Origin of the sequence: Maricaulis sp. (assembly GCF_048269565.1) — a bacterium.
GTDB lineage: Bacteria > Pseudomonadota > Alphaproteobacteria > Caulobacterales > Maricaulaceae > Maricaulis.
In genome coordinates this window covers 369,006-392,593 of sequence record NZ_JBLXIK010000003.1, presented here as the reverse complement: position 1 = coordinate 392,593, position 23,588 = coordinate 369,006, and the positions used below count along the sequence as shown (strand labels likewise).

The 23,588-nt window shown below is 63.3% G+C and carries 24 protein-coding genes; 19 read left to right on the top strand and 5 right to left on the bottom strand.

The window, feature by feature from the left end; genetic code table 11:
* Positions 1-23: 23 nt before the first annotated feature.
* The 9 genes from ACN0YL_RS08720 (at position 24) to ACN0YL_RS08680 (ending at position 7,636) form a co-directional block, all read left to right on the top strand.
* Positions 24-818 carry a class I SAM-dependent methyltransferase gene (locus tag ACN0YL_RS08720; protein ID WP_417497715.1) on the top strand — a complete coding sequence of 265 codons (795 nt, stop codon included), beginning with the start codon at positions 24-26 and terminating at the stop codon, positions 816-818.
* Positions 819-876: 58 nt separating this feature from the next.
* Positions 877-1,269: a hypothetical protein gene (locus ACN0YL_RS08715; protein WP_417497714.1), complete on the top strand. Its 393-nt coding sequence runs from the start codon at positions 877-879 to the stop codon at positions 1,267-1,269.
* Positions 1,270-1,447: 178 nt separating this feature from the next.
* A complete protein-coding gene (locus ACN0YL_RS08710; protein ID WP_417497713.1) occupies positions 1,448-1,753 on the top strand; it encodes an FtsB family cell division protein in 306 nt (101 codons plus the stop codon).
* A gap of 277 nt (positions 1,754-2,030) precedes the next feature.
* Entirely contained in the window at positions 2,031-3,035 is a 1,005-nt protein-coding gene (gene pdhA, locus ACN0YL_RS08705) for a pyruvate dehydrogenase (acetyl-transferring) E1 component subunit alpha (RefSeq protein WP_417497712.1), read from the top strand.
* Between the two features lie 2 nt (positions 3,036-3,037).
* Positions 3,038-3,448: a nuclear transport factor 2 family protein gene (locus tag ACN0YL_RS08700; protein ID WP_417492172.1), complete on the top strand. Its 411-nt coding sequence runs from the start codon at positions 3,038-3,040 to the stop codon at positions 3,446-3,448.
* Between the two features lie 38 nt (positions 3,449-3,486).
* Positions 3,487-4,908, top strand: coding sequence for a pyruvate dehydrogenase complex E1 component subunit beta (locus ACN0YL_RS08695; protein WP_417492171.1), 1,422 nt, complete (start codon positions 3,487-3,489; stop codon positions 4,906-4,908).
* A 5-nt stretch (positions 4,909-4,913) separates the two neighbouring features.
* On the top strand, positions 4,914-5,336 hold the full coding sequence (locus ACN0YL_RS08690) for a GFA family protein (RefSeq protein ID WP_417497711.1): 423 nt from the start codon (positions 4,914-4,916) through the stop codon (positions 5,334-5,336).
* A gap of 14 nt (positions 5,337-5,350) precedes the next feature.
* Positions 5,351-6,664: a pyruvate dehydrogenase complex dihydrolipoamide acetyltransferase gene (locus ACN0YL_RS08685; RefSeq protein WP_417492169.1), complete on the top strand. Its 1,314-nt coding sequence runs from the start codon at positions 5,351-5,353 to the stop codon at positions 6,662-6,664.
* Between the two features lie 189 nt (positions 6,665-6,853).
* Positions 6,854-7,636: an acyl-CoA thioesterase gene (locus tag ACN0YL_RS08680; RefSeq protein WP_417492168.1), complete on the top strand. Its 783-nt coding sequence runs from the start codon at positions 6,854-6,856 to the stop codon at positions 7,634-7,636.
* Here the strand turns inward: ACN0YL_RS08680 and ACN0YL_RS08675 are convergent.
* Positions 7,633-8,313 carry a 2OG-Fe(II) oxygenase gene (locus ACN0YL_RS08675; RefSeq protein WP_417492167.1) on the bottom strand — a complete coding sequence of 227 codons (681 nt, stop codon included), beginning with the start codon at positions 8,311-8,313 and terminating at the stop codon, positions 7,633-7,635. The genes ACN0YL_RS08680 and ACN0YL_RS08675 overlap by 4 nt on opposite strands.
* A gap of 141 nt (positions 8,314-8,454) precedes the next feature.
* Here ACN0YL_RS08675 and ACN0YL_RS08670 point away from each other — a divergent pair, with 141 nt between their 5' ends.
* From ACN0YL_RS08670 to ACN0YL_RS08655, 4 genes are all read left to right on the top strand, one after another.
* Positions 8,455-8,826 carry a cupin domain-containing protein gene (locus tag ACN0YL_RS08670; protein WP_417492166.1) on the top strand — a complete coding sequence of 124 codons (372 nt, stop codon included), beginning with the start codon at positions 8,455-8,457 and terminating at the stop codon, positions 8,824-8,826.
* Between the two features lie 67 nt (positions 8,827-8,893).
* Entirely contained in the window at positions 8,894-9,481 is a 588-nt protein-coding gene (locus ACN0YL_RS08665; protein ID WP_417492165.1) for an HD domain-containing protein, read from the top strand.
* Positions 9,482-9,571: 90 nt separating this feature from the next.
* On the top strand, positions 9,572-10,972 hold the full coding sequence (gene lpdA / locus ACN0YL_RS08660) for a dihydrolipoyl dehydrogenase (RefSeq protein WP_417497710.1): 1,401 nt from the start codon (positions 9,572-9,574) through the stop codon (positions 10,970-10,972).
* 98 nt (positions 10,973-11,070) lie between these two features.
* Positions 11,071-11,751 carry a hypothetical protein gene (locus ACN0YL_RS08655; RefSeq protein WP_417497709.1) on the top strand — a complete coding sequence of 227 codons (681 nt, stop codon included), beginning with the start codon at positions 11,071-11,073 and terminating at the stop codon, positions 11,749-11,751.
* A 76-nt stretch (positions 11,752-11,827) separates the two neighbouring features.
* Here the strand turns inward: ACN0YL_RS08655 and ACN0YL_RS08650 are convergent, their stop codons facing one another.
* Positions 11,828-13,483 carry an AMP-binding protein gene (locus ACN0YL_RS08650; protein ID WP_417497708.1) on the bottom strand — a complete coding sequence of 552 codons (1,656 nt, stop codon included), beginning with the start codon at positions 13,481-13,483 and terminating at the stop codon, positions 11,828-11,830.
* A gap of 259 nt (positions 13,484-13,742) precedes the next feature.
* Here ACN0YL_RS08650 and ACN0YL_RS08645 point away from each other — a divergent pair, with 259 nt between their 5' ends.
* From ACN0YL_RS08645 to ACN0YL_RS08630, 4 genes are all read left to right on the top strand, one after another.
* Positions 13,743-14,528, top strand: a complete 786-nt coding sequence (locus ACN0YL_RS08645) for a hypothetical protein (RefSeq protein WP_417497707.1) — start codon at positions 13,743-13,745, stop codon at positions 14,526-14,528.
* Between the two features lie 73 nt (positions 14,529-14,601).
* Entirely contained in the window at positions 14,602-15,924 is a 1,323-nt protein-coding gene (locus ACN0YL_RS08640; RefSeq protein ID WP_417497706.1) for a hypothetical protein, read from the top strand.
* Positions 15,925-15,988: 64 nt separating this feature from the next.
* Complete coding sequence (locus ACN0YL_RS08635) at positions 15,989-18,427, top strand: M1 family metallopeptidase (protein ID WP_417497782.1); 2,439 nt, start codon at positions 15,989-15,991, stop codon at positions 18,425-18,427.
* 2 nt (positions 18,428-18,429) lie between these two features.
* A complete protein-coding gene (locus tag ACN0YL_RS08630; RefSeq protein WP_417492159.1) occupies positions 18,430-18,957 on the top strand; it encodes a DUF6702 family protein in 528 nt (175 codons plus the stop codon).
* On the opposite strand, the gene ACN0YL_RS08625 is transcribed toward ACN0YL_RS08630, so the two are convergent.
* On the bottom strand, positions 18,954-20,141 hold the full coding sequence (locus tag ACN0YL_RS08625) for a GGDEF domain-containing protein (protein WP_417497705.1): 1,188 nt from the start codon (positions 20,139-20,141) through the stop codon (positions 18,954-18,956). The genes ACN0YL_RS08630 and ACN0YL_RS08625 overlap by 4 nt on opposite strands.
* Positions 20,142-20,414: 273 nt before the next feature.
* Between ACN0YL_RS08625 and lipA the strand changes: the two genes are divergently transcribed.
* Positions 20,415-21,404 (top strand): lipoyl synthase, encoded by a 990-nt coding sequence (lipA, locus tag ACN0YL_RS08620; RefSeq protein ID WP_417497704.1) that lies wholly within the window; start codon positions 20,415-20,417, stop codon positions 21,402-21,404.
* Entirely contained in the window at positions 21,401-21,904 is a 504-nt protein-coding gene (locus tag ACN0YL_RS08615; protein WP_417497703.1) for a type II toxin-antitoxin system RatA family toxin, read from the top strand. The genes lipA and ACN0YL_RS08615 overlap by 4 nt, the downstream gene beginning before the upstream one ends.
* Here ACN0YL_RS08615 and ACN0YL_RS08610 read toward each other — a convergent pair.
* A complete protein-coding gene (locus ACN0YL_RS08610; RefSeq protein ID WP_417497702.1) occupies positions 21,848-22,372 on the bottom strand; it encodes a CinA family protein in 525 nt (174 codons plus the stop codon). The two genes, ACN0YL_RS08615 and ACN0YL_RS08610, sit on opposite strands and share 57 nt — an antisense overlap.
* Positions 22,369-23,523: a bifunctional 2-C-methyl-D-erythritol 4-phosphate cytidylyltransferase/2-C-methyl-D-erythritol 2,4-cyclodiphosphate synthase gene (locus ACN0YL_RS08605; protein WP_417497701.1), complete on the bottom strand. Its 1,155-nt coding sequence runs from the start codon at positions 23,521-23,523 to the stop codon at positions 22,369-22,371. Before ACN0YL_RS08605 ends, ACN0YL_RS08610 begins: the two co-directional genes overlap by 4 nt.
* Between the last annotated feature and the right edge of the window lie 65 nt (positions 23,524-23,588).

The following is a 23,588-nucleotide window of genomic DNA, read 5'->3' as shown; positions in this document are numbered from 1 at the left end:
GCCGTCAGGTCCCGGGGGCATGCATGGATATCCATCGCCATAATGCGAGCGCCTGGAATGCCGAATCCGATAGCGGCGACAGTCCCTGGTGCCAGCCGGTCGGCCCTGATGTGATCGCTGCGGCCCGCCGCGGCGACTGGTCGGTGATCCTGACGCCCAACAAGGCGGTGCCGCGCGACTGGTTCGGCGAACTGGCCGGCGCGCGCGTGCTGTGTCTGGCCGGCTCGGGCGGGCAGCAGGCGCCGGTGCTGGCCGCGGCCGGGGCCGATGTCACCGTTCTGGATATCGCCTCGGCGCAATTGGCCAAGGACAGGCTGGTGGCCGATCGCGACGGGCTGGAGATGACCCTGGTTGAAGCCGACATGACCCGCCTGGGTGAGCATGTCAGCGGCCCGTTCGACCTGATCTTCCACCCGGTCTCGAATCTCTTCATTGCCGATCTCGCGCCGGTCTGGCGCCAATGCGCCGCGGTGCTCAAGCCGGGCGGGCGCATGCTCTCCGGTTTCGTCAATCCCGACTTCTGGCTGTTCGACCATGATGCGATTGACGCCGGCGCGCCGCTGCAGGTGCAATACCGTGTGCCTTTCGATGCGGCGCGCGATCTGCCGGAGGCGTTGGTGCGGGCGCGCATCGAGCAGCGTGAAGCGCTCGAATTCAGCCATAGCCTGCAGGCCCAGATTGGCGGGCAGATCGAGGCCGGGCTGATGATTGCCGGCTTCTACGAGGATGACTGGTCCGACGAGGCGACGCCGCTCAATGCTTTCATGCCGACCAGTTTTGCCACCCTGGCGCTCAAGCCAGCGGCGGAACCGAGTTAGGCATTTCGCCCGTCCGTCCGATCGGCTAGTCTGTTGGCCGGGATTGGCATCGGGGGCGATGATGGGGTTTTTCGGCAAGCTGTTTGTGATGGCGTCGGCGGCGCTGGGCCTGTTCGTGTCCGGGCTGGATCTGCTGGAACGCTTCGATGTCGATGTGAACGGCTGGCTGCGCGGCATCCCGCCGGTCATCTCCACCATGCCGGAGACCTATGGCGACTGGATTGACCGCTTCGCCAGCGAGCGCCTGGCCGAATCGGACCGGGCTCAGCTGCAGGCGACCCCGCGGCTGCCGGCGAGCGATGGCGTCACCCGTGAAGCCCCGGCGGCGATGGCCCCGCGCAGCATGGCCGTCGAGGGCAGTTCGACGGCGACCCTGATCTCCGCCGGGTTTGCGGTGGTGATGGCGCTGATCCTCGGCTTGATGTCGCGCGGGCTGTTCCGGCGCGACTGAGTACCGGGCAGGGGGTGTGGCCCGGTTTGGGGCCGGCCGCTCGGCGCCCTGATTGCCGCAAATGCGACGCGGTTATTACCGGTCCCTGAATCCCCGATTCATGCTTCCTAAAGTCTGACCGTGTTCAATCATCACCAGTGAGACAGGCCGCAAAGGCCGACATTCAGGGTGTGTGGCATTGGACGCGATCAAGCGTATTCTTCCCAGCTTCTTTCTTGCCGTCGCGATTGCCTATTTTGGCTATCACGCACTGACGGGCGAGCAGGGCGTGCTCAACTGGATCGTGGTCAAGAACGACCTCCACGCCGCCGAGATCGAACTCGCTGAAACCCGCCTCGAACGCGAAGCGCTGGAGACCACCGCGGCCCGCCTGCGCTCTGACAGTCTCGACCTCGATTATGTCGAGGAACGCGCCCGCACGATCCTGAACGTCGCCCATCCGCGCGACTTCATCGTCGAGATCACCACCGACGACGGGCGCTGACTGGATTTTATCCGGCTAGCTTTCTCTATTCCCAAACAATTCCGTCATCCTGACGCAAGTCAGGACCCCGATAGACCGGGCTCCGCGCTTGTGGTCTCGAGGTCCCGACCTTCGTCGGGATGACGCAATGCTTGCGGGAGGCTTGTGGCCCACCGCATCGGGCGTTTTCGCCGCAATGGCGAAGGCTACGGCCACCGCTTGCCCCTGATGGCCGGTTTCTGTTACACGGCGGTAGCGAAACAGGGGAACGCGACGGATATAGTTCGCGTGTGAACAAATGGCTGCGAAGCGCAAATCCACCACTGCTACCGTCAAGGCCGCCGGCAAGGACCAGCTGCTGCAATACTATTCCGAAATGCTGATGATGCGGCGTTTCGAGGAGAAGGCCGGCCAGCTCTACGGCATGGGTCTGATTGCCGGCTTCTGCCATTTGTATATCGGCCAGGAAGCGGTCGTGGTCGGTGTCCAGGCCGCGCTCGAAGAGGGCGACCAGGTCATCACCGGCTATCGCGACCATGCCCACATGCTCGCCAAGGGCATGGACCCCAATGGCGTCATGGCCGAGCTCACAGGGCGCGCCGGCGGCTATTCGCGCGGCAAGGGCGGCTCGATGCACATGTTCTCGCGCGAGAAGGATTTTTACGGCGGCCACGGCATTGTCGGCGCCCAGGTCTCGCTCGGCACCGGCCTGGCCTTCGCCGACCGCTACAAGGATAATGGCAAGATCTCCGTCGCCTATTTCGGCGATGGCGCCGCCAATCAGGGCCAGGTCTATGAGAGCTTCAACATGGCCCAGCTCTGGCATCTGCCAGTGGTCTATGTGATCGAGAATAATCAATACGCCATGGGCACCTCCGTTGGCCGGGCCTCCTCGGAAACCCATCTGCACAAGCGCGGCGCCTCTTTCGGCATTCCCGGGATTGAAGTCGACGGCATGGATGTCGAGGCCGTACGCGCGGCCGCGACCATGGCCGCCAAGCATGCGCGCTCGGGCGAGGGCCCCTTCATTCTGGAAATGAAGACCTATCGCTATCGCGGCCACTCGATGTCGGACCCGGCCAAATACCGCTCGCGCGAGGAAGTCGACGATATCCGCTCGCACCATGACCCGATCGATCTGATCAAGAAGCGTCTGATCGAGGGCGGCCATGCATCCGAGGACGACCTCAAGGCGATCGACAAGGAGGTGAAGGCCGTGGTCAACGCCGCCGCCGAATTCGCCAAGACCTCGCCGGAACCCGATCCGGCCGAGCTTTACACCGACGTTCTGCTGGAGGCATGAGCATGACCCCGCAAGTCAAGCATTTCCTCGAAAACTGGCACACCGCCGTGCGCAATCGCGACCGCGACCTGCTGGCCTCGATCATTGCCGAGGGCTGCGAATTGCACTCGCCGGTGGTCTGGAAGCCGTCGGCCGACAAGCACTACCTGCTGCATATCCTGATGGGCGTGATTTCGATCGTCGAGGATTTCGACTACCGCAAGCAATGGGTCGACGGCAATATGCTGATCCTCGAATTCACCGGCACGGTCGATGGCAAGGGCCTGCTCGGCATCGACCGCATCACGGTGGATGATGAGGGCCGGATGTGCCGCATCGAGGTGTTGATCCGTCCGCTCAACACGCTGATCGAATTTGCCACGCGCATGCGTGAACACGCGCTGCGCTACCAGCCGGAAGCCGCCAATAGCTGAGCGGCCTGCCCGCCGTGACCACTGACAGGAATTGACCGATGTCGATTGAAATCCTCATGCCCGCCCTTTCGCCGACCATGGAAGAGGGCACGCTGGCCAAGTGGAATATCAAGGAGGGTGACAGCGTCACCTCCGGCATGGTGATTGCCGAAATCGAGACTGACAAGGCGACGATGGAAGTCGAAGCCGTCGAGGAGGGTGTGGTCGCCAAGCTGCTCGTTGCCGAAGGCACCGAGAATGTGAAGGTCAATGCCGTCATCGCGATACTGGCCGAAGAGGGCGAGGATGCGAGCGCTGTCGAGGCGGCGCCTGCGGCCCCCTCCGACAGCTCCGCTGACACCTCCCCGGCAAGCCAGGGAGAAAGTGCTGCCGAGAAGCCAGCTTCTGCCCCCACGAGTGGGGGAAGTGGCCGCGAAGCGGGCGATGGGGGCGCGTCCGCGCAGCTCCACGACCCGGAGATTCCTGAAGGCACCAAGATGATCTCCACCACCGTGCGCGACGCCCTGCGTGACGCCATGGCCGAGGAAATGCGCCGCGATGACACCGTCTTCGTGATGGGTGAGGAAGTCGCCGAATACCAGGGCGCCTACAAGGTCACGCGCGGCCTGCTCGACGAATTCGGCGCCCGCCGCGTCGTCGACACGCCGATCACCGAGCACGGCTTTGCCGGCCTGGGCGTCGGCGCCGCCTTCAACGGACTTCGCCCCGTGGTTGAATTCATGACCTTCAATTTCGCCATGCAGGCGATTGACCACATCATCAATTCCGCCGCCAAGACGCTCTACATGTCCGGCGGCCAGATGGGTTGCCCGATCGTCTTCCGCGGCCCCAATGGCGCCGCCAGCCGCGTCGGCGCCCAGCACAGCCATGATTATTCGTCCTGGTATGCCAATGTACCCGGCCTGAAAGTCGTCGCGCCCTATGATGCCGCCGATGCCAAGGGCCTGCTGAAGGCCGCGATCCGCGATCCCAACCCGGTCGTCTTCCTCGAGCATGAGCTGGTCTATGGCGAAAGCTTCGATGTGCCGGACGTCGAGGACTGGATCGTCCCCATCGGCAAGGCCAAGGTCCGCCGCGAGGGCACGGACGTGACGATTACCGCTCACAGCCGGATGGTCGGCTACGCGCTGCAGGCGGCCGAGATCCTGGCCGGCGAGGGTATCTCCGCCGAAGTGATCGATCTGCGCACCTTGCGTCCGCTCGACACCGATACCGTGGTCGCCAGCGTCAAGAAGACCAATCGCATCGTCTGCGCCGAAGAGGGCTGGGGCAGGATGGGCGTCGGCGCGGAGATCGCCGCCGTCGTCACCGCCGAAGCCTTCGACTATCTCGATGCCCCGCCCGCGCGCGTCTACCAGAAAGACGTGCCGCTGCCCTATGCCGGCAATCTCGAAAAGCTCTCCCTGCCGGGTGTCGAGGATATCCTGCAGGCGGTGAGGGCCGTCTGCTACACGGAGTAGGGATGATGTCCGAAGCTCAATCCAAACGCCCCCGCCACGGCGGCTGCCATTGCGGTGCGGTGCGCTTTGCGGCCATCCTGCCGGACAATGTCGTGGCGCTGTCGTGCAATTGCTCGATCTGCGCCAAGACGGGCTTTATCCATGTCATCACGCCGGGCGCGGATTTCCGCATCATGCACGGCGAGGACATGCTGACCGAATACCGTTTCAACACCGGCACGGCGAAGCATTATTTCTGCCGCCAGTGCGGGGTGGAAGCCTTCAATGTGCCGCGTTCGCATCCCGATGACTGGTCGGTCAATCTGCGCTGTTTTGACAAGGATGCCGGGATTCTGCCCCGCTTCCAGGAATTCGACGGCGCCAATTGGGAAGCCAGTATCGCGAATATCAATCCGGAACGGGCCCCTGACGGGGCCAATGACGCCTGAGGCGAGGACTTATCATGTCGATCGAAATCACCATGCCCGCCCTGTCCCCGACGATGGAAGAGGGCATTCTCGCCAAATGGCATGTCAAAGAGGGCGACAAGATCGAGAGCGGCATGGTCTTGGCCGAGATCGAGACCGACAAGGCGACGATGGAAGTCGAGGCCGTCGATGAGGGCGTGATCGGCAAGATCCTGGTCGATGAGGGCACGGAAGGGGTCAAGGTCAATGCCGTGATCGCGATCCTGCTCGAGGAGGGCGAGGACAAGAGCGCGCTGGACAAGGCGCCCGCTGCTGCGCCTGCCGCCAAAGCCCCCTCCGCCAGCTCCGCTGACACCTCCCCGGCAAGCCAGGGAGGAAAGCCTGCCGAGAAGCCGATTTCTTCCCCCAATTCCGGGGGAAGTGGCGGCAAAGCCGCCGATGGGGGCGAGCGCCTCAAGGCCTCCCCGCTCGCCAAACGAATCGCCGCCGACAAAGGCCTCGACCTCTCGGCCATCAAGGGCTCCGGCCCGCATGGCCGCATCGTCAAGCGCGATGTCGAAAATGCCCAGCCCGGCGCCGCCAAACCCGCCGCTGCACCCGCTGCCGCACCGGTCGAGATCGATCATGACGCACCGCTCGCCCGCTATGGCATCGCCGCCGACCGCTATGACGTCATCAAGGCCGATGGCATCACCAAGATCGCTGCCAAGCGCCTGTCCGAGAGCTTCCGCGACATTCCGCACTTCCCGCTCAATGTCGATTGCCGCATCGACGCGCTGCTTGATTTCCGCAAGCGCATCAATGAGGCGGCCGGCGAGGGCGTGAAGGTCTCGGTCAATGATATCCTGATCAAGGCCGCCGGTCTGGCGCTCAAGAAAGTGCCCGCGGCGAACGCCTCCTGGATCGAGGACGGCCGCATCGCCTTGCACAAGCACGCCGATGTCTCGATGGCCGTGGCGATCGAGGGCGGGCTGATCACGCCGATCATTTTCGACGCCGACACCAAGGGCCTGGTCCAGATTTCCACCGAGAGCAAGGATCTCGCGGCGCGCGCCCGGACCCGCAAGCTCAAGCCGGAGGAGTTCCAGGGCGGCACTTTCTCGCTGTCCAATCTGGGCATGTTCGGCATCCAGTCCTTCTCCTCCATCATCAACCCGCCCCAGGGCATGATCCTCTCGGTCGGCGCCGGCGAACAGCGCCCGGTGGTGAAGGATGGCGCGCTGGCGATTGCCACCGTGATGACCGTGACGCTGACCTGCGATCACCGCGTTGTCGACGGCGCAACCGGCGCGAAATGGATTGCGGCGTTCAGGACCTTTGTCGAAGATCCGATGACGATGTTGATGTAATTTGGGGGAACTTCCCCAATAAAACTAATGCGTTGTCATCCCTGACGGATGCCCCGCGAAGGCGGGGCGCAGATCAGGGACCTACCCGCGACGCCAGCTGGAATTGCGGGTAGGTCCCCGCTCTGCGTCCGGCTCAAGGCCGGACATTCGGCGGGGATGACAAGGTTTTTGGGAGGTAAGGAAGAAACGATGACCCAATCCGCCCAACTCGGCGAAATCCGCCATGTCGATCTGGTCCAGCCCAACCAGGCCAATCATCTGGGCAGTTATTTCGGCGGCGCCGCCATGGCGCAGATGGACAAGATCGCCTCGCTCGTCGCGGCGCGGCATGCGCGGCGGCCCTTCGTCACCGCCTCGTGTGACCGGATCGATTTTCGCGCGCCGGTCTTTGTCGGCAATCTGATCGAGCTCACGGGCCGCGTAAATCTCGTCGGGCGCACCTCGCTAGTCGTTGATGTCGAGCTGTCCGCCGAGGATATGGTGACCGGTGAGCGGCATATTTGCACGCAAGGCGGCTTCACCATGGTCGCCCAGGATCGCAAGACCAATCCGGCGCGCCTGCCGCCAGCCCCCGACCGGCTGATCGATTTCACACCCTCACCGGCCGGTTCGGCACGGGTGCTCGAACTGGTTTTCCCCGGTGATACCAATACGCTGGGCCAATTGCTCGGCGGCAATGCGATGTCGCTGATGGGCAAGGCAGCGCAGATCGCCGCGTCGCGCCATACCCGCAGCCAGGTCGGCATGGCGGCGTCGAACAAGATCGACTTCATCGCCTCGACGCTCGAGGGCGAATTGCTTGATGTCACAGGTCAGGTGATTTCGGTCGGACGCACCTCGATGCGCGTCGCCGTGCGCGCCGATGCGGAAAACCTGATGACTGGCGAGCGCCGCCTCGTCGGCGAAGCGGAATACGTCATGGTGGCGCTGGACGAAACGGGCCGCCCAACGCCGGCGAAACCGCTCGGCTAGACCGGTGCGATCGGCAGGACCTTCGCCTGCAGCGCCGGCGCGAGGCCGAGATCATTGCAGCGGTGCCAGCCGGCGATTGAAAGGCGCGGGGCCAAGGCCGGCGTGACCTCGTGCGGGACCTCTTCGCTCAGGAAGACGGCAAAGGTGCCGAATTCCGGCGCGATATCGGTGATCACGCTGTCGTCCGCCTCGTCATAGAGGCGCAACAGCCCGCCATCGGCACTCTGCCAGCCCGGATTGAGGTAGAGCACCGAGGACAGGATGCGATTGCGCGCGCCGCGAAAACTGTCGAGATGCTTGCGATAGAAGCCGCCCGGCTCGTAGACCGCGTAGTGCGCTTCAAAGGCAAACAGGCCCAGCGCCAGGCGCTGGTTGAGGTCAAGCCGCAGGGTTTCCGCGAAATCGAGCCAGCCGCGCTGGGCCGGGCTGTTGCCGTCGAGCCAGCGTGTCTTGTCACGCCGGATTTCGCGCACCAGTTCGTGATCGGCGGCGCGGCCGATCCCGGCGCCGCTGAGCTCGTCCTCCTGCCACAGGGTCAGGGCTTCATCGCGCAGGGCCGTGAGCAGATCGGTGTCTGCGATGGCCTGTTGCGACCAGCCCTGACGGGTCAGGTCGTCGCACAGGCGCTCCGGGTCGAAGGCCGGGATGCCGGGCGGTGGCGCAATCTGCAGGGTCAAGTTTGAGGTGTCCGATCGAGTGAGCGCGGCGATTAGGCCCAGGTCGGGCGGTGGTCAATCGAAATCGCACGCAGCGCCCGGCTTGCCTGACCCGGCCCGAGGCGGGATTGTAACGCAAGCTGACAAGAATCGGAGTGGCAGATGCCGGTAGAATCGATTTCCCTGGTGGCCAAACACGCCCAGTTCGATGATATCTGGGCGCCCAAACGCGTGGCGAAACTGGACAATTACGATGTCAAACTCGCCAAGGGGAATGGCAGTTTCGACTGGCACGCCCATCTCGATGCCGATGAGCTTTTTCTGGTCACGCGCGGCAATCTGCGGATCGAGATCGATGGCCAGGACCCGGTCATTCTCGGCCCTGGAGAACTGTGTGTCATCCCGAAGGGCGTGCGTCACCATCCGGTCTGCCTCACCGACGAGGTTCATATCATGCTGCTGGAACAGGCCGGGATCGTGAATACCGGTGACAATACCGACAGCGACCTGACCCAGACGATCGAGGATATCTAGCGCCGTCCGGGCTTGATCGGGTGAGGGCGCGCGCGCAAACTGCGGGCCGATCACGGGAGATATCAGCATGGACGACGCTTCGGGGCCGCAGGCCAAATTCCGCGCCATGGAAGAGGGCACCGCCGAGGACTGGGCCGCGATTGCCGGCGCCTTCGGGCCTTTTGCCGCCGCACTGCCCGACCGGGTACTGGCCCATCTGCGCCTGCTCGACGGCGATTATGGCGGCTTCCCGATCGATCGTTTGCAGCACTCGCTCCAGACCGCGACCCGCGCCCATCGCGATGGGCGCGACGAGGAATATGTTGTCATGGCGCTGTTGCACGATATCGGCGATACGCTCGGCAGCTATAATCACCCCGATATCGCGGCGGCCATCCTGGCGCCCTTCCTGTCGGAAGAAAACCACTGGATCGTCGCCAAGCACGGGATATTCCAGGGCTATTATTTCTTCCACCATCTCGGGCTCGACCGGGACATGCGCGAGCAATTCCGCGATCACAAATATTTCGCGGCCTGCCAGGAATTTTGCGAGAAGTACGACCAGGCCGCCTTCGATCCGGACTATGCCAGCGAACCGCTCGACTTCTTCGAGCCGATGCTGCGCCGGGTGATGGCGGCGCCGAAACGCTCCATCTACGCCGAAGCGCTGGAATAGTCAGCCGAGATTGATCGCCGCGCGGTCAAATGATACGTCGCACACTTGGAAACACCCGGTGTTTCGCAAGCGAATAAAAGAGGCCCGCGCATGACCACCAACAGTTTCGACCTCATCGTGATCGGCAGCGGCCCTGGCGGCTATGTCGCGGCCATTCGCGCGGCCCAGCTGGGGCTGCAAACCGCGATCGTCGAGCGCTCCGAACTTGGCGGGATCTGTCTCAACTGGGGCTGTATCCCGACCAAGGCGCTGTTGCGGACCTCGGAAGTCTATCACCTGATGCACAATGCCGAGGCCTTCGGCCTGAAGGCGGAGAAGATCAGCTTCGATATCGAGGCCATCGTCAAGCGTTCGCGCGGTGTTGCCGGTCGGCTCTCCGGCGGTATCGCGATGTTGATGAAGAAGAACAAGATCACCGTCATCAAGGGCGAGGCGAAGCTCGACAAGGGCAAGGACGCCCCGACCGTGGTTGTCGGTTCGGATCGCTACAGTGCCAAACACGTTATCCTCGCCACCGGTGCCCGCGCCCGCACGGTTCCCGCCGCCGGTCTCGAGCCCGATGGCGACCAGATCTGGACCTATCGCGAGGCGATGGTGCCGACCGCGATGCCGAAATCCCTGCTGGTCATCGGCTCCGGCGCCATCGGGATCGAATTCGCCAGCTTTTATCGCACCATGGGTGCCGAGGTGACCGTGGTCGAGATGATGGACCGTGTCGTCCCTGTCGAGGACGCCGAAATTTCCGCCTTCGCCGCCAAGGCCTTCAAGAAACAGGGCATGAATCTGATGCTCTCTTCCCAGGTCGAAAAGCTCGAGAAGGCCGCGAAAAGCGTCAAGGTCTCGGTCAAGGATGCCAAGGGCGCGATCACCGTGGTTGAGGTCGAGAAGGTGATTCTCGCCATCGGCATCGCCGCGAATATTGAAAATCTTGGCCTGGAGACGCTGGGCGTGAAGATCGATCGTGGCCATGTCGTCAATGACGGTTTTGGCCGCACCAATGTCAAAGGCCTCTACGCCATCGGCGATGTCGCCGGACCGCCCTGGCTGGCGCACAAGGCCAGCCATGAAGGCGTTGTCTGTGTCGAGAAGATCGCGGGCAATGATGTCCACGCTTTCGACACCTCAAACATTCCCGGCTGCACCTATTGCCATCCCCAGATTGCCTCTGTCGGCCTGACCGAGGCGAAGGCGAAAGAGGCAGGCCATGAGGTCAAGATCGGCCGCTTCCCCTTTGTCGGCAATGGCAAGGCGATCGCGCTCGGCGACGACCAGGGCCTGGTCAAGACCGTGTTCGACGCCAGGACCGGCGAATTGCTCGGCGCCCACATGATCGGATCGGAAGTCACCGAGCTGATCCAGGGCTATGTCGTGGCACGCCAGCTCGAGACCACCGAGGCCGAGCTGATGCACACCGTCTTCCCGCACCCGACCCTGTCGGAAATGATGCACGAGAGCGTGCTCGACGCCTATGGCAGGGCGCTGCACATCTAGCGGGACGCGGCGCAGGACAGTCCCTGCATCCAATCGCCCGTTTGCAGGCATCATGGTGTCAGAGATGACGCGACCGGTGTCGCACGGGAGAGATGACCATGACCAAACTGATCCTGCTGGCCAGTTGTGCCGTGGCCGTGACGGCCTGCACCAATTCCACCTATGGACCGGCCGAGAGCCGTTCGACGGAAAGTGCCGGGCTGGTGGCGTCGCGAACTGTCGACGTGACCGGCGATGCCGAATTTTCCGGCATGCTGGTGCGCGCCAACGGCCATGTCGGGCGCGACCTGGAACTGGCCGGTGCCTCGGTGAGGTCGAATGCCGTGGTCGGAGGCGACCTTGCTGCGGCCGGCGCTTCGGTACGCTTCACCGGTTCCGTTGAAGGCAATACCGAGATCGCCGCCGCGCGGGCCTGGATTGATGCCGAGCTCAATGGCGATGTCGAGATTGCCGGAGCCCGTGTCACCCTTGATGGCCGTGTCGGCGGCCGCCTCGACCTTCACGGCGCGCGCATGCACCTGAAGGGGGATTATGTTGGCCCGGTTGAAGTGATCGGCGAGGGCCGCGAGGATGAAGATCGTATCCGTAATGGTCGCGCCATTCTGGCCGGAAATTTTGACGGCGGGGGCGTAGTCTGCGCGACCCATGTCGAAGTGCGGCCCGGCGCCCGCTTTGGCGGCGAAATGCGCATTATCGCCAGCGAGCGCCCCGAGGGTGCGGTTACCGGATACAGCTATGAGCCGCTCGACGGCCGCGATTGCGACAGGGTGACGATCTGAGCCCGGGGAATATCTGAGCCCCGGCACTATCCGGGATCGGGCAGGGCGGGAGGCCTGTGGCGCTCCCGCCCGCCATTCATTCTGCGGTTTCGGGGACAGGCGTGGCTTCCCCTTCGCCCATCAATTCGGCCGCCATGCGCTGGACCCGGCCATAATCCGTCTTGCCGGTGCCCAGCACCGGGACCTCGGCGACATGGATGATCTTGCGCGGAATCGACAGCTCGTTGATGCCGTGATTGCGCGCAAAGGCGATCAGGTCGGCGCGATCAGCCTTGGCGTATTCGGTCAGCAGGATGATCTGCTCGCCCTTGCGCTTGTCAGGCAGGGCGGCGGCGGCGTGCATGCTGTCGGGCCAGAGCGAGGTGGCGCAGTTCTCCACCACGGCCAGTGAGACCATTTCCCCGCCGAGCTTGGCGAAGCGCTTGATCCGGCCGCGAATGCGCAGGAAACCGCCATCATCGACCGAGACGATGTCACCGGTGTCGTGCCAGCCATCGACCGGTGCCTCGAGCACCAGCGGCGCGGACGGCCGGATATAGCCCTTCATGATGTTCGGGCCGCGAATATGCAATTGCCCGCCATCATTGATGCCCTCGACCGGAATCAGCCTGGCTTCGCAGCCGCCCATCAACTGGCCGACCGTGCCGGGGCGGTTATTGTCGGGCTGGTTGACCGCCAGAACCGGGGCCGCCTCGGTCAGGCCATAGCCTTCGACGATCTCGACATTGAATTTCCGCCGCAGCGTGGATCGTGTCTCGTCCTTGACCCGTTCGGCGCCGCAAACGGCGAAGCGCAGGGAGTTCAATTCGCCATTTGCCGCAGCGCGCGCATACTGATTGATGAAGGTGTCGGTCGCGAACAGAATGGTGGAGCCGGTTTCCGCAATCCGCTTGACGATGGTTTTCGCCTGGAGCGGCGTCGGGTGGCAGATTGTCGGCACGCCCAGACCCAGCGGAACCAGCACGCCACCGGTCAGCCCGAAGCAGTGGAAGGTCGGCAGCGGATTGAACACCTTGTCGGTGGGCAGGATCCGGACATGGTCACGGACCTGTTCGACATTGGCGAGCAGATTGGCATGGCTCAGGACCACGCCCTTGGGGTCGCCTTCGGTGCCGGAGGTGAAGAGGTAGACGCCGGCAGCATCGGGTGAGGGGCGGGCCCGCACCGCCCAGGGGGCCACCATGCCGATGGCGGCGGCGATCTTGTCGCCCAGGGTCAGGTTTTCGCGAACATCCTCAAGATGGATGATCTCATGGTCCTCAGCAAGCATCGCCTCGAGTTCATGCAACTCGCCCAGCTCGATGAAACGCTTCGCCGTCACGATGCGCTTGCACTTGCACGCCTTGCAGGCGGCCTTCAGGGCGCGATCGCCAGCGGTGAAGTTGAGCATCGCCGGGATGCGGCCATAGGCCGAGATGGCGTAGAAGGAGATAATCGAACCGACCCCGGTCGGCAGCAATATGCCGACGGCCTCGCCGGGCTCGGTGCCCTTTTTGAGCGCATGCCCGAGGGCGAAGGCGGCCTTGATGATGTCGTCATAGCTCAATTCGCGGCCATCGGCGTCGATGGCAGCGATTCGCTTGCCGCCAAACCGGCCACGCGCCTGCAAAAGAGCGGAAAAGACCGATCTGCGGATACGGCGCAGGTCGAATTCAGCTCCGCGATAATGGGTGTTCGCCGAAAATTCCGCCGGCTCAAGCTCGGCGGCATCGGCGGCTGTTGTATCAGCCATGCAAGTCCTCCCGGGCGCGTCCCTTATTGGTGACGCTGATTATTACGGGCGATCTTACTACCGCGAGCGCGAGAGGGAAACGGTTTGGCCATGAAGGGCCTGGAGCGGGCCGCGCCATTTGTTGAAAGACGGAAATAATTTATCGATAAACAAAAAATGTTCTTGATATCGTTTTTCGATAATGTATGGTCGACATCAACGTTGGGGAGCGTGAATTTCACCGCTGTCGCATGACAGGGTAGCAGTTTTGGAGGCGGAAATGCGCAAGGCATTGGCAATAACGGTGGCGATGGCCGCAGCACTGGCGACCGCGGGTTGCGTCATCGTCGTGGACGGGAGCGAGGGCGAGGTCAAGCTGCGACATGGCGACCGGACACAGGATGGCTATGTCGTTCTTGACCGCGATGGCGACTACAGCCGTATCGGCGGCAATATCAATCTGCGTGGGCGGCTCGGTGGCGATCTCAGCCTGGTCGCCGGCGATGTCGAGGCCGACCGGTTGATGGTTGGCGGCGATGTCTCGGTTGCCGGCGGCGATATCGATTTCAGCGGCCAGGTGGGCGGCGAAGCCTCGATCGCCGGCGGTGATATTGACTGGATGGCCGATGTCGACGGCGAACTGAGCCTTGCCGCCGGTTCGCTTGATGTCAGCGGTCGCATCGCGGGCCCGGCTTCGATTGCTGCTGCAAGCCTGACGAGCGCAGCGCAGTTCAATGACGGGCTCACCGCCAATGGCAATGCCATCCATCTCGGCGGCAGCGTTTCCGGCCCCCTGCGTATCGTATCGGTCGGAGAGATTCGCTCCCGGCGCAATTATGATGACAATGACGGCCGCGTCGAACTCACCGGCACGATCCATGATGGCGGCGATATCTGCAGCCGCTCGGTCGTCGTGACATCGACGGCCCGAATCAGCGGCACCCTGAGAGTCTGGGCCGAAACATCGCCTGACGTCGCACCTGGCGCCGGGGCGGGTAATCTTGTCTTCGTGCCCCGCAATGGCCGCGATTGCGAGGATGTCGATCCCGTTTTTGACCGGTCCTGATCCGGTATGGAACACGCGTGCATGAAACCATCAACCATCCAACTGACCGCCGGGGGGCGCTGGGAGAGTCGTGATGAATATGTTTAAACGGATAATGGCCGCGGGGCTGGCCTTTCTCGCAATGACTGCGGCGGGTTACGCTCAGGTCATTGGCGGTGAGGTCACCATCAATGGCAGCAGCGATGACATTCATTTTCTTGGCGGCGAACTGAATATTCGCGGCGAAGTCGATGGCGATATCTTTGCCGTCTCCGGCGATGGCCAGATCGATGCGACGGTCCATGGCGATGTCGAATTCTTCGGTGGTGATATTGACCTGAACGGGGTTGTCGATGGCAGCGTCGAGATCGCCGGCGGTGACGTCAATATCGCGGCGATGGTCGGTGGCGATCTCAACGCGGCTGGCGGTGATGTCAGCATTGAGGGCGAGACCGGCGGCGAGCTGAATGCAGCCGGCGGCAGTGTTCACATCGCGGCGATTGTCGGCGGCGACCTGCGCGCGGCCGGCGGCGAGGTGGTTATCGAGGCATCGACCGTGGTCTCCGGCGAAAGCCGTGTGGCCGCCGGCTCGGTCGAGATATTGGGCACGCTGAACGGCGATGCCGATATTGAAGGCGGCCATGTGGTCCTGAACGGCGCATTCGGAGGCGATGTTGAAGTGACCGCCGAGGAAGTCACTGTCCTGTCCTCGGCCCGGATTGTCGGCCTGCTCACCGTTCGCAGTCCGGTCGAGCCGGATATTGCGGAAGGCGCCAGCATCGGCGCTGTCGATTACCAATACGAGATGTTCAATTTCGGCGCCAAGCACTGGGACGATATCGATATTGATTTCGACGGCCCCTGGGGTGTCATCGGTGCACCATTCCGCTTCATGGGCGGCATCTTCTCCGGCAGCGCCTTCCTGCTTGGATTGCTGGCGGTCCTGGTTGCGCCGCGGGGCGTTTCGGGTGTGGCTGCGGCCTTCCGTCGCCGGCCGCTGAGCTCCGGCGTCATCGGCTTCATCAGCCTGGCGATGTCCCCGATCGTGTTCGTCATGGTGACGATCCTGCTGGCGCTGACCATCGTTGGAGCCTTGCTGATCCCGCTCCTGTGGTTGCTTTACTTCCCGATCCTGTTCCTGGCCTTCGCCTTTGGTGGCATCGCCGTGGGCGATATGATCTTCAACCGCAAGGACGGCGGGCTGGGACTGGGCATGCGCGCACTCTCCCTCCTGCTGGTGATGGCGGTCGTGTTCGCGCTCGGCGTTATCCCGGGACTGGGCGCAACGGTTGGCGTCCTGCTGCTCTGCATCGGTCTTGGCGCGTGGATCCTCGCACTCGGTCATAACCGCGGCGGCAACGGTCCCGTGACCGCCGATCCCGCGGCCAATCATCACAACACCGCAAGCGAGGGGTGACCTAGGGCCGGGCTCGCGGTAATTCTGTCCTCAACAAGTCAGGCCCGTTGGCCGAGGATAGATGATGCGCACCTTCCAACTAATCGCCCTGGCTGCGGCGGCCGCGACTCTCAATGTCGCGGCCGCCCAGCCTGTTCAGCAAACCGTCAGTGACTGGCACGATGCCTTCCGCCAGTTCGAAGGCGAGGATTGGCCGAGCCCCAATGGCGAACGCCGCGCCACCGGAGCCCCCGGGCCGGATTACTGGCAGCAACAGGTCGATTACGACATCCGCATCCATCTCGACGAGCGCGAGAAAACGCTGAGCGGGTCGGCCAGCATCAGCTACACCAATAATGCGCCGGATACGCTCGACTTCCTCTGGTTCCAGCTCGACCAGAATCGCTTCCGCCCCGATTCCATCTCAGTGATGACCGAGACGGTGGACGGCGGCGGGCGCGCGTCGGGCCGCGTCGGTGCCACGCAGCCAGACGGCATCAGTGCCTATGCGGTGCGCCGCCGCCACCAGATCGCCGAGGATGGTTACGGCTATAATATCCAGTCCGTGACCGACACCGCCGGCAATGCGCTGGCTTTCACCATTGTCGATACGCTGATGCGGATCGATCTCGACGATGCGCTGGAGACCGGGGATGCGGTGATCCTGAACATCGAATGGGATTACCGCCTGATAGAAGCCAGCACGGTCGGTGGCCGCTCCGGCTGGGAGTGTTTCGAGGAAACCGAAACCACGGGCGGCGACTGCATCTTCCAGGTGGCGCAATTCTTCCCGCGCGCCGCCGCTTTCAGCGATTATGAGGGCTGGCACAACAAGGCCTTCCTCGGTCGCGGCGAGTTCACGCTTGAATTCGGCGATTATGATGTCGCCATCACCGTGCCGCAGGACTTCCTGGTCGCTGCCACGGGCGAATTGCAGAATCCCGAGGATGTGCTCACCCAGGCCCAGCGCGACCGTCTTGAAGAAGCCCGCACGGCCAGCGATCCGGTCTTCATCCAGACCCCGGCTGAAGCGCGCGCCAATGAACGCCGCGGCACACGCTCCGAAGCGACCTGGCATTTCCGGGCCGAGAATGTCCGCGACTTTGCCTGGGCCGGCTCGCGCAAATTCATCTGGGACGCGATGGGCGTGCAGCAGGACGGTGAGGGCGATTCACCCGACAGCGTGATGGCGATGTCCTTCTATCCCAATGAATCGGAACCGCTCTGGTCGACCTATTCGACCCGGGTGATTGCGCATACACTGGACGTCTATTCATCCTTCTCCTTCCCCTATCCCTATCCGGTGGCGCAATCGATTGCCGGGCCGCAGGGCGGGATGGAATATCCGATGATCACCTTCAATGGCGGCCGTTTCACCGGTCGCCCGGTGGTCGATGAGGACGGCAATCTGACCTATTCGCGCTACCAGAAGCGCGGCCTGATCGATGTCATCATTCACGAAATCGGCCACATCTACTTCCCGATGACCGTCAACTCCGATGAACGCCAATGGACCTGGATGGATGAGGGGATCAATACCTTCCTGCAATACCAGGCCGAACAGCAATGGGAGGCGGGCTTTGAGTCCCGTCGCGGCGATCCACGCCTGATCGCCGACTATATGGCGTCATCGGTGCAGATGCCGATCATGACCCAGGCCGATTCCATCATGGCTGTGGGTGACAATGCCTATGGCAAGCCGGCCACGGCGCTGGTGGTGTTGCGCGAGACGATTCTTGGCCGTGATCTGTTCGATGAGGCCTTCCGCACCTATGCCCGTCGCTGGCGCTTCAAGCGTCCAACGCCCTATGATTTCTTCCGCACCATGGAAGAGGTTTCAGGCATCGATCTCGACTGGTTCTGGCGCGGATGGTTCTACTCGACCGAGCATGTCGACATCTCGCTCGACCGCGTAACAGAGGGCACGTTCGATACCCAGGATCCCGTCGTCGAGAATGCACGCGAGCGCGCCGAGCTTGCGGCGCAGCCAGAGGCCCTGACGCCGCTGCGTGATCGTGAGGCCGGGATCACCACCTATGCCAGCCGCAATCCGGAGGTGGTCGAATTCTACTCCGCCAATGATGCCCAGACCGTCACCGCGCGCCAGCGTGAGGCCTATGCCAGCTATCGCGGTGACCTCGAGGCCTGGGAAGCTGAAATCCTCGCCAGCGGGGAGCGTGTCTATTATCTCGACTTCACCAACCAGGGCGGCGTCGTGATGCCGATCATCCTGGAATTCACCTTCGCCGACGGGGCCACCGAGATTGTGCGCATCCCGGCCGAGGTCTGGCGTTACGACCCGCGCCATGTCACCTGGACCTATCTGACGTCGCGTGAAGTCGTCTCCGTTGAGCTCGACCCGCTTCAGGAAACAGCTGACTCCGACCGGTCGGACAATTATTTCCCGTCGCGCATCGAGCCAACCCGGCTTGAGCTCTACCGCACCGGCGCGCGCGAATCGAACATGATGGCTGACCAGGATCAGCGCGTGACCCGCGATTCGATCCGGGCGCGTCCGGAGTAGGGATGCGCGTCTTGGTCCGCACGATCGCCACCGCCTTGGCGGCGGTCGGTCTGATTGCAGCTCCGGCAGCGGCTCACCGGGTGCATGCCGGTGTCACGGAAGTGGTGATTTCGGCCGCAACCGGAGAGCTGCAGATCACGCACCGTGTCTATGGTCATGATTTGATTGAGGCGCTGGGCATCGAACCGGTCGATGAGGAGGCCTGGCTGACCTCCGCTGAAGGTCTTGCGGCCGTGGGGAATTATGCGCAAACCCATTTCCGTATCGGGGAGGGCGATGGCCGTCTGATGGAGCCGGTCTATGTCGGCGCCGAGCTGGATGGCGAAATCATCTGGATCTATTTCACGGCAGCTGTACCGCAGGACCGATCAGCCTTCCTGGTCGATAATGATCTGCTGGCCAATAGTTTCGAAGACCAGGTCATGATGACGAATATCACCATCGACAGCCTCGTGAGGACTGCGATGCAGGGACCGGGGCGCCGCGAGCCCGTCCGGGTACGCTTCCCGTCTGCAGACCAGCCAGACTAGGCCGCCAGGTCGAAGCCGTCGACCTCGCCGACCACGACGCGATTCCGTCCCGTGGCCTTGGCCTGGTATAATGATTGGTCGGCGGCCCGGTAGAGGGCGCCAAAGTCCAGTTCAGGACTGGACGCGGCCATTGCGGCACCGACAGACACGGTGATCGGCAGGCGGAGTTCGCCAACCAGGGGGCGATCAATCTCGATCGCGAGCCGGAGGCGGTTGGCCGCTGTCACGAGCTCGGCGGCATCGTCGACATCGAATAGGACCGCGAACTCCTCACCACCGACGCGGGCAACGAAATCCTTCGGCCGCACGGCACGCGCGGCGACCCAGCCGAGATGGCGCAACACGTCATCACCGCCATCATGGCCATGTTTATCGTTGACCAGCTTGAAGTGGTCGATGTCGAAGATCGCCAGCGCCATCAGCCGATCGTGCTTGCGCGTCGAACGCAGGCGCTGGCTGACCTCACGCTCGAAAGCCCGGCGGTTGGGGAGGTCTGTCAAAGTGTCGTTCAGCGCCATCCGCTCGAGCTGCGCCTGGGAATAGGCCGTGCTCAAGAGCAGATAGCCGAAAATCATCGTCGACTTGCAGGCAATCAGCGTCAGCATCACCGCCGGCAGGACCGGGCTCTCGCTGTAGAGGCCGGTCAGCATCGGCTGGGTCAGAAACTGCCAGAGACCGAGGCCGCCCAGAAGCAGGATCATGCTGATGACCGCCGCTGCGAGCACGACAACGCCCATCGGACCGTCACGCTTGGCGATGGGGCCAAGCCGGGTCAGGATCAGGGCATTGCAGGTCAGTTGAACCAGACCCACCAGGATTAATCGCAGGGAAATTGACGGTCCGATCAGCGTGAACCAGGCCAGGCCGAGCACGATCGCTCCGGCAAGCCCGGCATATATCACCGGTGGCAGAGGCCGCTCAGCGAAGCTCGCCGTGCCGTAGACCAGCAATACCGTGCCGCCCAATGCGAGGTAATTGACCAGCAGGATGAGGGGCATCGATATGTCCGGCTGTGAGTTCGCGACCGCCGCCAGCACAATGGCGAGCGTCTGCGAGCAAAGACCGATCGTCCACCATTTCGCCCCGGGGCTGGCGCGGTGCATCCGCCAGTTCACCAGGTGCATGACGCATCCGATGATCAGGATCAGGATCAGGGCAATTGAGAGCGACTTGGTATCGAGCATTCTTTACCATCGCACGCAAACCTGAATCCCGCGTAACCAGCGGACACTTTCTCCGGGGCAAGTTATTGAGAGACATGATACATCCATAAGTTACCTGTCGCGTGCGCCCTGGTCTTGTAGGCAGCGGTGGCGCGGAATTACCGCCGGGAGACGGTGCCGGGAACCGCACGCCGCGGTCAATGATCCCGACCGGCGAGTCCCTGACGGTATGCCACCGCCATCAAACCGCTGCCCCGGCTTGATCCACCACGCGCTCCGGCATACATCCCGTTCATGGCCAATCTGATCGACAACACAGCCTCGTCTGCCGCCGCTGCTACAGCCTCCGAGACCCGCGCCGCCCGGCACCCGGAAAAGCAGAAGCGCGCCGATACACCCGTCCTGCGCAAACCGGACTGGATCCGGGTGCGTGCGCCGCTCGGCAAGGTGTTTGCCGAGACCCAGAAAATCGTCACCGAAGGCGCACTCGTCACCGTGTGCCAGGAGGCGGGCTGCCCCAATATCGGTGAGTGCTGGGAGCAGAAGCACGCCACCTTCATGATCCTGGGCGATACCTGCACCCGCGCCTGTTCCTTCTGCAATGTGAAAACCGGCCTGCCGGGCCCGGTTGATACGGACGAGCCGCGCCGTGTTGCCGAGGCTGTGGCCCAGATGGGTCTGAAGCATGTCGTCATCACCTCGGTTGATCGCGATGATCTCGCCGATGGTGGCGCGCAGCATTTCGTCGAAGTGATCGAGGCGATCCGCGAGGCGGCACCGGGCACGACGATCGAGATCCTCACCCCCGATTTCCTGCGCAAGACGGGCGCCGCAGAAACCGTGATCGATGCGCGTCCCGACGTGTTCAACCACAATCTGGAAACCGTGCCGCGCCTCTATCTGTCGATCCGTCCCGGCGCGCGCTATTTCCATTCGCTGCGGCTGCTGGAACGCGTCAAGGATCGCGATCCGGAGCAATTCACCAAGTCCGGCATCATGGTCGGTCTCGGTGAGAGCAAGGAGGAGGTCATGCAGGTGATGGACGACATGCGTTCCGCCGGCATCGATTTTCTCACCATCGGCCAGTATCTGCAGCCGACCCGCAAGCACGCCGCCGTCCAGCGTTTCGTGACGCCGGAAGAGTTCAAGGCCTATGAGACGATTGCCCGCGCCAAGGGCTTCCTGATGGTCTCGGCGACACCGCTGACGCGCTCGAGCCACCATGCCGGCGAGGATTTTGCCCGGCTGCGCGCCGCGCGGGAAGCCTCTCTGGGCCGCGTGTGACCGTCAATCTGACCGAGACCTTGCGGCTGTTTCACGCCGCCGATGATCTGTTCGATCTTGTCTCGGATGTTCGCCGCTATCCCGATTTCATCCATCAGATCACCGCCATGCGCGTGCTGAAGGAAAGCAAGACCGGTTCCGTCACCGAGCTGACGGCCGAGGCGCGCATCCGCTACAAATTCGTCACCGAGCGCTTCACCAGCGCGGTGAAGGCGGACGCGGCCGCGCGCACGATCGATGTCGGCTTCGTCGCCGGCCCGTTCCGGGTGCTGGAGAATAACTGGCGCTTTTATCCATTGTCCGACGGCTCGACCTTGGTGCGGTTTCACATCAAGGCCGCGTTCCGCAATATGGTGTTGCAGATGCTGCTCGACAGCCAGCGCGAACGCGCCGCCCACATTCTGGTCAAGCGCTTCTCCGACGAGGCGGCACGGCGCTATGCCTCAGTCGGCGATCCCGATCTCGATCTGGGCGATGAGATCGACGCCCTCACTCAATAGATCCAGCGCGGTTTCAACCGAGGCCAGACGCACCTGCGTACGGCCACGATCCCCAAAGCGCTGGCACAACACGCGGGTGGGGTGATCGCGCACTGCCAGACCAAAATAGACCAGGCCGGCCGGCTTGTGCGGCGTGCCACCGGGGCCGGCGACGCCTGTTATGGATACGGTGATATCGGCGTTGGACTTGAACAGACATTGCTGCGCCATGCGTCGGGCCACCTCGGCGGAGACGGCGCCATTGGCCGCGATGACGGCCGTAGGGATGCCGAGCAGTTCGCATTTGGCCTCGTTGGAATAGGTCACAAAGCCGCGCTCGAACACATCCGAGGCGCCGGCGATGTCGGTGATCAGCCCGGACAACAGGCCGCCGGTACAGCTCTCGGCCGTCGCCGCCAGCACGCCGGCGGTGCGGGCGTCGTCGAGGAATTGCGTCGCCTTTTGAACAAGTTGGTTGGGGAACATCATGTCATCCTTGCTGTAATGATGGCCTGGGCGGCGAGGCCTTCGCCGCGGCCGGTGAAGCCGAGCTTTTCTGTCGTCGTCGCCTTGATATTGACGCGCCGGAGCTCGAGCCCGAGCAATTCGGCGACCCGCGCCCGCATGGCGTCGCGGTGTGGACCAACCTTCGGGCGCTCGCCGATCAGGGTGATGTCGGCGTGGAGAACACTGCCGCCGGCCTGCTGCAGCAGATCAAGCGCATGAAGCACGAAACGGTCCGAGGCCGCGCCTTTCCAGCGCTGATCACTGGGACTGAAATGCTGGCCGATATCGCCTGCGCCGGCCGCGCCGAGAATGGCATCGGTCAGGGCGTGCAGGCCGACATCGGCGTCGGAATGCCCGACCAGACCCAGCCCGTCGCGGATCTCGATGCCGCACAGCATCATGGCCTCCGCCGCCTCCAGCCGGTGAACATCAAAGCCCTGGCCGGTCACGGTGATCGCGGTCGGGGCGTTCAGCATCGCTTCGGCGCGGGCGAAATCATCAGGTGTGGTCAATTTGAAATTCCCTGCTTCACCGCGAACGGTATGGACATCCATGCCGGCGCGCACGGCGACGGCCGCGTCATCGGGCAGGGCGGTCTCGCCCAGCGCCCGATAGGCCTGCATCAGTTCCGCCATGCGAAAAGCCTGCGGTGTCTGGGCCGCAGCGACCTCGTCTCGATTGATGACCCTGACGAGGCGTCCCGTGGCGTCGAGCTGCATCAAGGCATCGACGCTGGCCAGAGCCGGCAGCACAGCCGCGTGGTCCTTCAATGCATCGGCGAGGGCGGTGATCAGAGCGGCACTGAGAAAGGGCCGTGCGGCGTCATGGATCATCACCGCATCGACGCCGGCGTGTTCGAGGGCCTGCAGCCCGGCCCGTACCGAGGCGGTGCGGGTTGCCCCGCCGGTCACGGTCTCAACGCCTCCCGCAAGAAGCGGTGCAAGGGCTTCAAATCGCTCCGAATCCTCCGCGCCGATCACTACGATGACCGATCCGATCAGCGGATGCGCCAGGAAGACGTCCAGCGTCCGGGCCAGCACCGGCCGGCCCCCGATTTCGCGATATTGCTTGGGCACATCGCCACCGGCGCGTGTCCCGCGGCCGCCCGCAACAATAATGGCACCGATTTTCATATGCAGGCCTCGTCCATTGCCGCAGCGCAGCAAGATCGCTAGCTTGCCCGGCTTACGCTGCAACC